The organism is Paraclostridium sp. AKS73, assembly GCF_025671395.1.
GTDB classification, from domain to species: domain Bacteria; phylum Bacillota; class Clostridia; order Peptostreptococcales; family Peptostreptococcaceae; genus Paraclostridium; species Paraclostridium benzoelyticum.
This window is the reverse complement of the sequence record NZ_JAIXHU010000001.1, coordinates 63,810-77,536: the sequence shown is the minus strand read 5'-3', so window position 1 is coordinate 77,536 and position 13,727 is coordinate 63,810. Positions and strand designations below refer to the sequence as shown.

The 13,727-nt window shown below is 29.2% G+C and carries 16 protein-coding genes and 1 pseudogene; all 17 read right to left on the bottom strand.

Annotated elements, in window-relative coordinates:
• Positions 1-11: 11 nt before the first annotated feature.
• The gene (locus LEQ07_RS00435) at positions 12-848 is read right to left on the bottom strand and encodes a sigma-E processing peptidase SpoIIGA (RefSeq protein ID WP_263329156.1); all 837 of its coding nucleotides are present in this window, start codon (positions 846-848) and stop codon (positions 12-14) included.
• A gap of 135 nt (positions 849-983) precedes the next feature.
• The gene (gene ftsZ, locus LEQ07_RS00430; protein ID WP_046824108.1) at positions 984-2,165 is read right to left on the bottom strand and encodes a cell division protein FtsZ; all 1,182 of its coding nucleotides are present in this window, start codon (positions 2,163-2,165) and stop codon (positions 984-986) included.
• An 87-nt stretch (positions 2,166-2,252) separates the two neighbouring features.
• Positions 2,253-2,399, bottom strand: a complete 147-nt coding sequence (locus tag LEQ07_RS00425; RefSeq protein ID WP_263329242.1) for a small basic family protein — start codon at positions 2,397-2,399, stop codon at positions 2,253-2,255.
• Between the two features lie 347 nt (positions 2,400-2,746).
• Positions 2,747-2,956, bottom strand: coding sequence for a hypothetical protein (locus LEQ07_RS00420; RefSeq protein WP_263329155.1), 210 nt, complete (start codon positions 2,954-2,956; stop codon positions 2,747-2,749).
• Positions 2,957-3,082: 126 nt separating this feature from the next.
• Complete coding sequence (locus LEQ07_RS00415; RefSeq protein WP_263329154.1) at positions 3,083-3,418, bottom strand: cell division protein FtsQ/DivIB; 336 nt, start codon at positions 3,416-3,418, stop codon at positions 3,083-3,085.
• A 203-nt stretch (positions 3,419-3,621) separates the two neighbouring features.
• The gene (gene murA / locus LEQ07_RS00410) at positions 3,622-4,875 is read right to left on the bottom strand and encodes a UDP-N-acetylglucosamine 1-carboxyvinyltransferase (protein ID WP_046824110.1); all 1,254 of its coding nucleotides are present in this window, start codon (positions 4,873-4,875) and stop codon (positions 3,622-3,624) included.
• An 84-nt stretch (positions 4,876-4,959) separates the two neighbouring features.
• A pseudogene (murG, locus tag LEQ07_RS00405) lies at positions 4,960-6,167 on the bottom strand (undecaprenyldiphospho-muramoylpentapeptide beta-N-acetylglucosaminyltransferase).
• A 17-nt stretch (positions 6,168-6,184) separates the two neighbouring features.
• Positions 6,185-7,108 carry a putative lipid II flippase FtsW gene (gene ftsW, locus LEQ07_RS00400; RefSeq protein WP_263329153.1) on the bottom strand — a complete coding sequence of 308 codons (924 nt, stop codon included), beginning with the start codon at positions 7,106-7,108 and terminating at the stop codon, positions 6,185-6,187.
• A complete protein-coding gene (locus LEQ07_RS00395; RefSeq protein WP_263329152.1) occupies positions 7,092-7,316 on the bottom strand; it encodes a hypothetical protein in 225 nt (74 codons plus the stop codon). The genes ftsW and LEQ07_RS00395 overlap by 17 nt, the downstream gene beginning before the upstream one ends.
• A 33-nt stretch (positions 7,317-7,349) precedes the next feature.
• Positions 7,350-8,708, bottom strand: coding sequence for a UDP-N-acetylmuramoyl-L-alanine--D-glutamate ligase (murD, locus tag LEQ07_RS00390; RefSeq protein WP_263329151.1), 1,359 nt, complete (start codon positions 8,706-8,708; stop codon positions 7,350-7,352).
• An 18-nt stretch (positions 8,709-8,726) separates the two neighbouring features.
• A complete protein-coding gene (gene mraY, locus LEQ07_RS00385) occupies positions 8,727-9,692 on the bottom strand; it encodes a phospho-N-acetylmuramoyl-pentapeptide-transferase (RefSeq protein ID WP_025162704.1) in 966 nt (321 codons plus the stop codon).
• Between the two features lie 39 nt (positions 9,693-9,731).
• The gene (locus LEQ07_RS00380; protein WP_263329150.1) at positions 9,732-10,010 is read right to left on the bottom strand and encodes a glutamate ligase domain-containing protein; all 279 of its coding nucleotides are present in this window, start codon (positions 10,008-10,010) and stop codon (positions 9,732-9,734) included.
• 14 nt (positions 10,011-10,024) lie between these two features.
• Positions 10,025-11,104 (bottom strand): UDP-N-acetylmuramoyl-tripeptide--D-alanyl-D-alanine ligase, encoded by a 1,080-nt coding sequence (locus LEQ07_RS00375; RefSeq protein WP_263329149.1) that lies wholly within the window; start codon positions 11,102-11,104, stop codon positions 10,025-10,027.
• Positions 11,105-11,352: 248 nt separating this feature from the next.
• The gene (locus LEQ07_RS22285) at positions 11,353-12,033 is read right to left on the bottom strand and encodes a penicillin-binding transpeptidase domain-containing protein (protein WP_263329148.1); all 681 of its coding nucleotides are present in this window, start codon (positions 12,031-12,033) and stop codon (positions 11,353-11,355) included.
• Positions 12,034-12,086: 53 nt separating this feature from the next.
• A complete protein-coding gene (locus LEQ07_RS00365) occupies positions 12,087-13,331 on the bottom strand; it encodes a peptidoglycan D,D-transpeptidase FtsI family protein (protein ID WP_263329147.1) in 1,245 nt (414 codons plus the stop codon).
• An 11-nt stretch (positions 13,332-13,342) separates the two neighbouring features.
• Positions 13,343-13,552, bottom strand: a complete 210-nt coding sequence (locus LEQ07_RS00360; protein WP_263329146.1) for a hypothetical protein — start codon at positions 13,550-13,552, stop codon at positions 13,343-13,345.
• Entirely contained in the window at positions 13,522-13,701 is a 180-nt protein-coding gene (locus LEQ07_RS00355; RefSeq protein WP_263329145.1) for a hypothetical protein, read from the bottom strand. The genes LEQ07_RS00360 and LEQ07_RS00355 overlap by 31 nt, the downstream gene beginning before the upstream one ends.
• Between the last annotated feature and the right edge of the window lie 26 nt (positions 13,702-13,727).

The window sequence follows — 13,727 nt, the reverse complement described above, 5'->3', positions numbered from 1 at the left end:
CCCCTTAAATTTTATATACTCATTAATAGTTGTGGATTTAATATAGCGTTATAACCATCTTCATTAAAATTGGAAAGACCTAATATTACATTAGGTATTTTTTGCCCATCAACTTTTATGTAATCTGATTTTATGCCTATTACCAAATTACTGTCATTTATCTGCTTTACAGGTATCATCCTAATCCTATAAGATATATTTTTATCAACTTTATCGATAACATTATCAATTGTACTTATATTTATATTTTTAAGATCTAGATTTTGGAATTCTTCAGGCAAAATTTCATATAATTTATTAGCACTTATAATAACAACTTCACTTTTACTTATAGGATCTTTTAATAAGTTTCCTGTATCTATTAAAGCCTTGAGATCTACCTCTTTTTCATTTACGCATACGGTCATATCTTTTTTCATACTTGCTATATGCTTCAATTCTTTTATGTCATTGTAAATATATTTTAAAACTACCCCACTTATATATGAGATTAAAATTATAAAAGATATGGTTAAATGCGTAAGGCCTGTACAATATATAATAAAAAATGAACTTCCTGCAATAAAAATATTAACAAAGTAAAATATAATCAAAGTTCTTAAATACCCTTTTAACGATTCATTGTTAAATGCTATTTTAGTTACAATTAAGATTAATAGTACTTTCATAGGAATCGAAAAAAATAAATTAAAATTATCAAATAAATATAAAATTGAATATATCATTCCAATTGTGGCACCTGTCCATTTTTTCTTCATAGAACTATTATTTTTCGAAATTATAGCAGTGCAACTTATTATTATATAATTTACTAATAAGTTTTCAATTGCATAATATTCTACGTACACCTCCATCCCCTCCTTGAAACATTTACCTATATTATAGTTTAGCTTTAATGATTTTTATGTCATAATTGATAGTCGAACCAAATTAAATTTTTTTCTTAAATAAAACAAAAAAACGCAAAAAAAAAGAAGATAGTACTATCTTCTTCTTCTTAGGAATGTTGGAATCTCCATATCATCACTTTCTATGTATGTTGAACTTGTATTTTGTTTAACAACAGTTTCTTCTTCTTGTTTTGGCTCTGGCATTACTGGTCTTTGAGACTCTCTTACCGGATTATGATTTAAACTATTTTGTTGAAAGCTTTGAGGTTGTCCTTGATTCATTGAGTTATTTCTATTTATTAAATCTAAATCCATATCTTGTCCATCTTCAAACCCTGTAGCTATAACAGTTATAACAAGATCATCTTTTAAGTCTTCTTTAATTGTAGCTCCAAATATTATATTAGCTTCTGAATCACAAGATTCTTGAACTAATGTGGAAGCTTCATTTATTTCAAATAATCCTAAGTTTGCTCCACCTGTTATGTTAAGTAAAACACCCTTAGCTCCTTTTATAGACGTTTCAAGTAATGGTGATTGTATAGCTTGTCTTGCTGCTTCTATAGCTCTATTTTCGCCTTGAGCTCTTCCCATACCCATATGTGCTAAGCCTTTTTCCTTCATTATAGATTGAACGTCAGCAAAGTCTAGGTTTATTAATCCTGGTGCTGCAATTAAATCTGATATAGATTCTATACCTTGTTTTAGTACATCATCTGCTATAGAAAATGCTTCTAACATAGATGTATTCTTTTGAACTATCTGTAGCAATCTATCATTAGGTATAGTTATTAAAGTATCAACTTTTGTCTTTAACTCTTTTATACCTTGTTCTGCATTTTTCATTCTTACTTTACCTTCAAAAGCAAAAGGTTTTGTTACTACTCCTACTGTAAGTATACCCATTTCTTTTGCTAATTGAGCAACTACAGGTGCAGCTCCTGTTCCTGTTCCTCCGCCCATTCCTGCAGTTACAAATACCATATCCGCACCTTCAAGAACTTTAAGTATTTCATCCTTACTTTCTTCTGCAGACTTTTTCCCCACTTCTGGGTTTGCTCCTGCTCCTAGACCTCTCGTAAGTTTCTCTCCAACTTGAATTTTATGCTCAGCTTTAGATGTATATAAAGCTTGTTTATCAGTATTTACAGCTATAAATTCAACACCTTTAAGTTGTGCTTCAACCATTCTGTTGACAGCGTTGTTACCACCGCCACCTACGCCTATTACTTTGATTTTTGCAAAGTTATCCATTTCTACGTCAAAGTTTAGCATCTACAAACCTCCTTATTTAATATTCAAAGTAAATCTATGTATTAATTATATCATTTTATATTAGCATTTTGTTAATATTTAACTAACTTATTCCACAAAAAGTTCATTTTCCTCTTTTTTATTGCATAAATTAGATACAATCTGTCTTCTTATAATTGATAAATTACTAAATAATCTTGTCCCAAATACCAATATATCTACATAATACATAAGAACTCCTATTATATCTCCTATGTAAGTAAATTTTTAAATCCTAATTTTATTTAATTTTTAATTTACTTATATACAGAGTACTCTATTGTATAATGTCATTTTAAATATAATACCCAGTTATTATAATAAGCGAACTACCATTAATTACATATATCTTAAATATTCACCTTATATATTTTACTTTGAAATACCTACATTATTCAAGTTTTTTATTCATGTTTTTTACAAGAATTTATAAATACACATAATTTTCCTTGTTCATTTACAAAATTTAATAAACAAAAACTAAGCTTCAAAATAATTTGTTCTTTATATTTTTATAAATCTACAAATTTTAAGTTATAATAAAATTTAATATCAATTTTACATCATGGAGAATATATAGCTCGTTCTTTTGATGTTAAATCTATATTACCTCCTTTTTTATTACTAGATTTTAAATCAACTAGTATAGCCTTTAATCGGTTTATATTGTATTTGATATCTTCATCTATTTTTAAGGTAATATTTATATTATCATCTGTTTTCATATACATTTTATCTTTATTTATTTTTATACTTTTAATTTTCCTTGACATATTATTTTTTCAATGTATCTATAGCTAAAATTATATCATTTGATTTATCTCCATTTAATTTAGCCTTTGCATTTTAATTTTTATTTTTTATTTCTATACCGCTTATCAATGGAATATTCTTGTTTGTTATCTCTTTTTTTCTGATAAAATTAATCCATTTTCACCTATATAAATATAACTTGCACCTTCTTTTATTATTGCATATTCACTATTTTCTTTAATTGTTATAACTAATTTATCGGGAAACTTCCTGCTAACTTTAACATATTTTATATATGAGTTTTCCAATAATCTTTTTTCTACATCATTTAAATTGTATTTAAAAATGTTTTTACCAGTTTCAATATTTCCTATTTTAGTTATTTCACTTTTAGTTATTTTAATATTTCCATCTACATTGATTTGTTTAAGTTCAAAAATGCTACTACTTATACATATATAAATAAATAATATAACTAGCAAAATAAAAGCATATATAGCAAATTTACCTCTCTTATTTAACCTGTATTTATTTTTTTTACATAATAACCCACTTTAGTATTTATATATTATAAAATACTACATAACAACAGCTTCTCCTTTGTTATTTGATTATTTAATCTTTCTAAATCACAAAAAAGAAATCGTAATAGTACATGAAACTACTTCGATTTCTTTATTTCATACTAAATTCTATTTATATTTGCACCTAGGCTTCTCAATGTTTTTTCAATATGCTCATAACCTCGTTCTACATGGCTAATGTTAGTAACAGCTGTTGTTCCTTCCGCCGCTAGCCCTGCCAATATCAAGGATGCTCCTCCTCTTAAATCCGAAGCCTCAACATTAGCCCCCACAAGTTTATTTACACCTTTTACCATACAAATATTTTCAGTTATTTTTATTATGTTTGCTCCCATTTTAGAAAGTTCTCCACAATGCATAAATCGATTTTCAAATATTGATTCATGGAAAATACTAGTACCTTCACTTAAGCACAACAAAGCCATAATCTGCGATTGCATGTCAGTAGGAAATCCAGGGTGAGGTGATGTTTTTATTATATCTATAGGTAAAATTTTATTAGGAGCTTTAAGCTCTAAGCCATATCCTTTATACTCAATATTACATCCTGCTTCTTCTAATCTACTAACTATAGGATTGATGTGACTCTTTATAACTCTATCAACTTGTAAATACCCTCCAGTTATAGCACTTGCAATCATATAAGTTCCTATTGCAATTCTATCAGGAATTATTGTATGTTCGACAGAATGTAATTTATCTACACCCTCAATTTGAATACAACTAGTTCCTGCTCCACTTACTTTTGCTCCCATTAAATTCAAGAAATTTTGCAAGTCTTCTATCTCAGGTTCTCTTGCAGCGTTATTTATTATTGTTATTCCCTTTGCTTTTACGGCTGCCAACATCGCATTTTCCGTAGCACCTACACTTGGAAATGTTAGGTTTATAGTATTTCCTACCAAATACTCTCTATTACAATATATATATCCTCTGTCTTCAGTTATTTTTACACCTAGTTTATCCAAAGCATATAAATGAAGATCTATCGGTCTAGACCCTATAGAACATCCTCCTGGATAGCTTATACTTATATTGTTAAATCTACCTATCATTGCCCCCATTACTATAATGGATGATCTTAATTTTTTCATATACTCTTCTTTAACACTGTTTACATTAACATTTTTACTATCTATATATAAAGTATACTCATTGTACTCAACTTTACATCCTATGCTTTTCAATATATCAATCATTACATGGACATCTGATATATCTGGAATATTTTTTATTATATTTTCAGATTCATTTAGTATAGAGGCAGCCATTATAGGCAATACAGAGTTTTTTGCTCCTCTTATATCCAGCCTACCTTCTACTTTGTTGCCTCCACTAATTATATACTTTGACAAAAGTATCCCCCCTAGTAGCAAGTATTTTTAGCCTAAAATATAACTTCTTATATTTTTAATACTATGTACTAGAGGGGAAATATGTTACTTTTTATTTTTTATACCGATTGTCTTAACTTCTTTTACTTCATTTTCACTTATTTTCTCATCTTTACTTTCAACTTTAGCCTCTTTTTTCGGCTTTTTATTGTTTCTATTATAAACTTCCATAACTTCTTTATATATTATGTCTATAGCTTCAGGTTTACCTATTTCTTTACTTGCATTTGACATATCTATTAAAAGATCTCTGTCTCCTAATAATTTAAATACTGTATCATTTAAAGTTTCAGCTGTAAGATTTTTTCTAAAATAGCTATTCCAGCACCTTTGCTTTCTATACTTTTCGCATTGTATTCTTGGTGATTTTCTGCTGTATAGGCTTTAGGTATTATTATAGATGGTTTACCAAGAGCTGTTATCTCAGCTAAAGATATAGCACCTGCACTTCCTATAACTATATCACAAGCTGCTAATGCACTTGCCATATCTTCTAAATATGGTACTACCTTTTGATATGGTTTTAACTGTAAGTCACTTATATCACTCATAAAACCATCATAGAAGTTTTTACCTGTAGCATATATAAATGCTATATCTTCATTAACAAGATTTCTTATTACTACCTTCATAGAATCATTTATTTTTCTTGATCCTCCACTACCTCCGTAGCATAAAACCATTTTTTTATCTTCTTGTATTCCTAACTTTCTTCTTGAATTACTTTTTTTAGATATAAGAATTTCTTTTCTAACTGGATTTCCTGTAAGCACTAATTTATTTCTAGTTTCTTCAGGGAACCTTACATGAGAGTCCTCAAAACTAGTTAAAACTTTAGTTACCATTTTAGCTAAGATTTTATTAGTAACTCCAGGGAAAGAATTTTGCTCATGAATTATAGCAGGAACTTTACCCATAGATGCATTAAATAATACTGGCCCACTCACATATCCTCCAGTTCCTATAACAACATCTGGCTTAAATTTCTTAACAATTCTTCTTGACTGTTCTAATCCTTTAAATAATTTAAATACTCTTTTGACATTATCAAAATCTATTTTTCTTTTAAACCCTTGTACTGTAACAGTTCTTAGTTCATAACCATATTTAGGAACAATTTCAGATTCTATACCTTTTTCAGTTCCTACAAATACTATTTCAGCATCTGGATTTTCTTCTTTTATCTTATTTGCTATGGCGATGGCAGGATATACATGTCCTCCTGTTCCTCCACCAGATAATAAAACTTTCATTAACTTTCATCTCCTGTCTAATTCATTTTTACATGTTTAGAGACGTTAAGTACAATCCCTACTGCTGCCATAAATATTGTAAGGGAGGTTCCACCATAACTTATAAATGGTAAGGCGACTCCTGTAACAGGCATTGATGATGTTGCAACAGCTATATTTAAAGCTGCCTGAATCCCTATTTGACCTCCAATACCTACAACAAGCATACATGAAAATACATCAGGACATTTTATTGCAATTCTTATACATCTATAAACTAAAAATACAAATAACATTATTACTATTGCACATCCTACAAGCCCAAGTTCTTCTCCTATTATTGCGAATATAAAATCATTTTGTGGTTCTGGTATGTAAAAGTATTTTTGTCTGCTTTTTCCTAGACCAAGACCAAATAGTCCTCCTGATCCAAGTGCATACAGTCCTTGTATAACTTGATATCCTGCTCCTAGAGGATCTTTAAACGGGTCTATGAATGAAGTAACACGCGCAAGTCTATACGGAGCTGCTAACACCATTACTGCAAATAATCCAACTCCTGCACCAAACATAGCATAAACAATTTTCATATCCATACCTGCTACAAATATCATTACAAAAGTAACTAATATTACTGTTCCAGCAGTTGATAAATTGGGTTGTAATATTATTAATACAAAGAAAATACTAGGTATTATAAGAAGTGGTATAACTCCTTTTGTTAAAGATTTTATTTTATCGTACTTTAATTCTATTAATTTAGCAGTTATTATTATAGTTGCAAATTTAGCTAGCTCTGCTGGTTGTACTGTTAAACCTCCAATACCCAACCATCTTTGAGCTCCATTTAACGAAGTTCCAAGAGGTGAAAGTACTAATAGAAGTAATATAACAACTACTATTCCTAATATTTTTGCATTTTTATACCAAAATCTATAGTCTATCCTAGATGTAAAAATCATAGCAATAAATCCTATGGTTGCATAAATTATATTCTTTTACTTTAAAGAAATAGGAATCATCTAGTTTAAATGTAGATTGTATAAAACTAGCACTAAAAACCATTATGATTCCTATAAATACCAATAACATTGTTGTATAAAATACCACATTGTCAAAATCAGTTTTTATCCCCCTACTAACACGTTTCTTTACTATCTCTTTAGGCATTAATTAGACCTACCTCCATTCCCGGTTATATATCTATAATTTATATATATTCTCTTTGAAGTCTAATCCTCTTGCCTCGAAGTTTGGATACATATCCCAACTTGCACAAGCTGGTGATAATAAAACTACATCCCCTGATTCAGCTATTTCATAAGCTTTTTTTACTGCAGCTTCCATATCTTCAACTTTTGATATATTATCAATTCCATGTTCTTTTGCAGTTGTTTCTATTTTTTCTGCAGTCTGTCCTAATAGGACTAGAGCCTTTACATTTTTAGTTGCATATTTAATCATTTCAGTAAAGTCACTTTGCTTTTCATATCCTCCAGCTATTAAAACTATAGGTTTTTCATATGAAGTTATAGCTTTTATAGTCGAATCTGGGTTTGTTCCTTTAGAGTCATTTACAAACATAATACCATCTTTATTTGTAACAAACTCTAATCTATGCTCTACACCTTTAAATGTTCTTAATGTATCTATTATAACGTCAGTATGAATATTTAATACATATGCCATTAAAATAGCCGACATAGCATTTTCTAAATTGTGGTTTCCTGGTAAGCTCAATTCAGATTTATTCATAAGAACTAATTCTTTACCATCTACCTTTATAACTATATTGTTATTTTTATCTAGATATGCACCTTGCTTTACTTCTTCTTTTATTGAGAAGTATAAAACATTTCCATTGCTGTTTTTCCCTAAGTCTCTAACAATAGAATCATCATAGTTTAGTATAGTAAAATCAGTCTTGTCTTGATTCTTAAACACTCTAGCTTTAGCATTTATATAGTTTTCCATAGTATGGTGTCTATTTAAATGATCTTCTGTAATATTTATTATAGTACTTACTTTAGGTTTAAAGTCTTCTATACTTTCTAATTGAAAACTACTTAACTCTGTTACAAGATATGAGTTTTCATTAGTTAAATCAACAGTGTCTATAACTGGATTACCTATATTTCCAACTATATATGTATCTTTATTTGCTTTTTTAAACATCTCTCCTACTAAGCTAGTAGTAGTAGTTTTTCCATTTGTTCCTGTTATTCCTATGAATGTAGGGTTTTTAGATAATTTATATGCTAATTCAACTTCTCCTATTATTTTAATGCCTTCAGATTTTATTTTTTCTATAAAAGGCAAGTCTAAAGGAACTCCAGGAGATACTATAGTTAAATCTATGTTTTCTATATTTTCAAGGTGTTTACCTAAAACATATTCTATATTATCTAAATTATCTATTTCTTCTATTATTCCTTCTAATTTTTCCTTAGGTTTTATATCATTTACTATGATATTTGCACCTAATTTATTTAATTTTTTTATAGTTGATACGCCAGTTTTTGCTAGTCCTACAAGTAAGACATTTTTATTTTTTAAATCCATTGTTCTAACCCCCGTAAATTAGAATACTGCTATTATACCTATCCAAGCTAATACTATAGATGTTATCCAGAATACAAATATAACTTTTGTTTCAGGCCATCCACATTGCTCAAAGTGATGATGTATAGGTGCCATTTTGAATATTCTTTTCTTTCTTAGTTTATAAGAACCTACTTGAAGTATAACAGATATAGCTTCTGCGAAATAAATACCTCCAACTATAGGTATTATAAGGACATTATTTGTAAGTACTGCAAATGAAATAACAGCCCCTCCTAATGCCATAGATCCTGTATCACCCATAAACACTCTTGCAGGATATGAGTTAAATCCTAAGAATCCTATACATGCACCTACTGTAGCTGCTGCTAGTATAGCTACATCTGTATATCCATAATTAGCTGCAAGTAACATAAAGAATCCTGATACTATAACAGTGATTCCTGATGCTAATCCATCTAACCCATCTGTTAAGTTTACTGCATTTACAGTTCCAAGTATTACAAATACCATAACAGGTACATATAAAGGCCCTAAATTAATTGTAAAACTTGTAAATGGTATTAATAATTGAGCAGCACTTGGTGAATTAGTATATTGATAATATGCTAAAAGTGTTGCTAAAGCAATTTGTAATAAAATCTTTTGATATGCTTTTAATCCTAATGATCTTTTAAATTTAATTTTTAAAAAATCATCTACAAATCCTACAAACCCAAATCCTGTTATACATAAAAGCCCCATTGTCATATCTGAGCTTACTTTTGTTCTTGTAAGAACTGTAACTAGTATTGCTACTATCATCATTATACCACCCATTGTAGGTGTTCCATTTTTTTGTAAATGTGTCTGTGGTCCATCATCTCTTACAGTTTGACCGAACTTAAACTTAGTTAACATAGGTATAAAAATCGGTCCTAGTATAATCACTATTAGAAATGAAATCATCGCTGTATACGTAAGTTGTGTTATTCCTAACATAATATAACTCCTCTCCCTTGCTGGCTATTTCTTAATTATTGTCTACCTGCTTAAATATTGTACTATATTTTCTAATTGCATACCTCTAGACGCCTTAACTAAAACTACGTCATCCTTATTTATTATATCACTTAATTTCTCGATTGCTATTTCTTTATTGTCAAAATGGTACACATTAGAACTATTTAAAGCTAGTTTAATTGCTTCATCACTTATAAACTTTGAGCTTTCTCCTATTGTTATTAAAACATCTACATTTTCTTTTGCATATCCTCCTACAAGTCTATGACCATATTCTGAATGTTCTCCCATCTCAAACATATCTCCAAGTATTGCTACTCTTCTTTTTCATATCTTCCTAATATATCTAATGCAGCTTTCATAGAATCTGGGCTTGCATTATATGCATCATTTATTATTGTTAAATCATCTTTTTTAATAATATCCAATCTCATCTTACTTGCTTTGAAGTTTTTAAGACCTTCTTTTATATCTTTTAAATCCATTTCTAAGCTTAACCCTACAAGTATAGCTGCCATTGCATTGTATATATTATGTTTTCCAACTGTAGGTATATATATCTCTTCTTTCTTGTTATTTATAATACATGTAAAGCTTAGTTCTTCTTCTCCTATAGAGTACTCTGTACAATATATATCATTATTGTAGTCAAATCCAAAAGTTTTTAAATCATAATTTAATTCATCTTTGCATATTTTTTTTAGATATTCATCGTCTCCATTTACTATTAGAGTGTTAGATTCGTCAAAGTTTGAAGTGATTTCTAGCTTAGCATTTAATATGCCTTCTTGAGATCCTAAATTTTCTATATGAGATAACCCTATATTTGATATTACTCCTATCTTAGGATTAACCATATTAGCTAAATACTCTATTTCGTTAAAATGAGACATTCCCATTTCTATTATTGCGCAATCATGGATAGAGTTTAAATTGAACAGTGTAAGAGGAACTCCTATATGATTGTTAAAATTTCCTTCATTCTTTAGAGTATTGAATTTTGTTGATATAGCTGCATATATCATGTCTTTTGTTGTAGTTTTTCCGACACTACCTGTAACTCCAATATATGGTATTTCAAACTTACATTTATAAAAATTCGCTATATCTCCAAGAGCTTTCGTTGTATCTTCTACTTCTATTAAATTTATATCCGAACTTTCAAATTTTATGCTATTACTTCTGTTTTTTATAAAAGTTTTACATCCATTTTCATATGCTGACTGCATAAATTTATGTCCGTCTAGGCTTTCACCTATTATAGCTATAAATGCATCCGTAGATTTTGCTTTTCTACTATCTATAACTATATTTTGTATTTCATCTAATTCATTACCTTTTACCAATGTACCTTTAGTTGCTATAATTAGTTCTTTTATAGATAAAGATTCCATACTAACCCTCCTTAATTAAAGTAAATCTCTTTAAATATTATAAATCTTTTTATATTCATCATCTATACTTATAATATTTTAATATATAATTTTATAGAATACTAATTATTTTACACTTTTGTAAACCTTTAGAAATCCTAATAAAGAGCAATGTATATAAATTATATACATTGCTCTTTAAATTATTAACTCATTAATTATATACTATATATTAATATTTTTGAAGATGTTTATTCCTATATTATCTTTTAATTATCTGTGTAAATTACTATTCCAGAATCTTGTGGTACTTCTGATCCTGCAGGAGGGAAAATTTCTTTAACCTTTGCACTTCCATCAACCTCTGTGTCTGTGTCTTGTATCGGTTTTAATTTATTTTCTTCTAATACCTTTAAAGCATCCTCTATACTTAAATCAATAATATTTGGTACTTTTACCTTAGGTTTTTCATATTCTTGCTTTTCTTCATCAGTATATTTAGGTTCAACCCCTAAATATTTTAGGGAATCATTCATTATTTCTTTTACTATAGGTCCTGCTGTTGTACTACCAAATGCGCTAACACCAGTTGGTTCATCTACTATAGCTAATACTACTATTTGTGGATCATCACAAGGAGCTATCCCTACAAAGGAGCATATATATTTGCCTTGTGCATACTTACCATCTATAACCTTTTGTGCTGTTCCTGTTTTACCACCTATTTTAAATCCAGGTATATATGCAGCTTTACCAGATCCTTCACTTACAACAGATTCAGCTATTTCTAGCATTTTTTTAGATGTATCTTCTGATATTACTTGTCTAACTACCTTTGGCTTTATATTTTCTGTTACGTTTCCTTGATTATCAACTTTTGATTTAACTACTCTAGGCTCCATAAGTTTTCCATCATTTGCTATAGCACCTATTGCGCTAATTAACTGCATAGGAGTAACTGATATAGATTGACCAAATGATATAGTCGCTAACTCTACAGGTCCTACATTTTTTCATTATATAAAATACCTTTAGCTTCTCCAGGTAAATCTATATTAGTTTTATCCATGAATCCAAATCCTTCTATATAATCATACATCTTAGACACACCTAATCTTTGCCCTAACTCAACAAAAACTGGGTTACAAGAATTTTGAACTGCCTGTTTAAATTCTTGAGCTCCATGTGGTCTATAGTGTCTCCAACATTTCAATTTTCTTCCACCTACGGTAACACTACCTGTACATACAAACTTTTCCCCATCTTTTATAACTCCTTCTTCTACAGATGCAGATGATGTTATAAGTTTGAAAGTAGATCCTGGCTCATACGTATCACTAACTGCAGGATTTCTCCACATTGAGAAATATCCTTTTATTTTATCTTTATCACTATATTTTTCAAGTTCTTCTTCGTAGTATGGATATATAGGTGTTCTTGAGTCATTTGGGTCATAGTCAGGCTTCGAAGCCATAGATAAAATGTCACCAGTTTTCGGATCTAAAGCTATTGCCGTAACTCTTTTAGCATTATTTAGTTCATAAGCTTTTTGAACCGCTTTTTCAGTATAGTGTTGAATTACTTCATCTATGCTAAGAACTAACCCATTTCCTTGCACCGGCTCATAATATTTTTCCATTCCATGAGGAATTTCTCTTCCTGATGCATCAGTACTAACAATTAATCTTCCTGGTTTTCCCTTTAGATGTTTGTCATATTCCATCTCTATACCCGCAATTCCAGTTGCATCATCCGACGTATGTCCTATTACATATGGGGCAAAATTTCCATACGGATAATATCTTTGATTATCCTCAGCTACCCATATACCAGGTAATTTAGAATCCCTTATTTTTTCTGCTGTTTTATCATCTATCCATCTTTTTACTTTTACTAAAGCCATGTTTTTCTTTTTAAGCAATTTTAAAACGTCATCATAGTCTTCACCTATCATTTCAGATATTAACTTAGCTGATTTTTCTTTGTCTTTAACTTCAACCGGTTTAGCCCAAACAGTATACTTAGTAACACTTACAGCTAGTTCTTTCATATTTCTATCATATATAGTACCTCTTTTAGGTTCTATTGGTATGTCTCTTGTTTGCTGATCTAAAGCTTTTTCTGTAAGCCAATCCCCTTTAATTATTTGTAAGTATCCAGTCCTAAATATAAGCATCGTAAAAACAAAGCATGCTAGTATTAAAACAATTACTAACCTTTTTTTACTCAATCTCTTTATTTTACTCAAGCAAATCCCCCCTAATTAGGTACTTCTATGTACTTCATCTGACTTTCTTTAGGATAGTCCATCCCTAATTTCTCATTAGCTTTATTTTCTATATCTCTACTTCTAGTTAATAAATCTACATCTACTTGTAAATTTTCTTTTTCTATAGTTTTATTATGTAATTCAGACTCTAAATCCCCGATTTTATATTTTAATTTTGCAACTTCACTATAACCATACATACACGCAAAATTATACAACAAGCACTTGCTACAGCTCCTAACTTTATAACCCACTTTGTAATTTTTTTTATCATTCTTCTTTTATAGATATTCTTTTTATTTGCTCTATATTCATTTATATCTTTTATTTTATTTTTCTTTTCATACATATCCCCTTACTTTTTTATAAATAAAT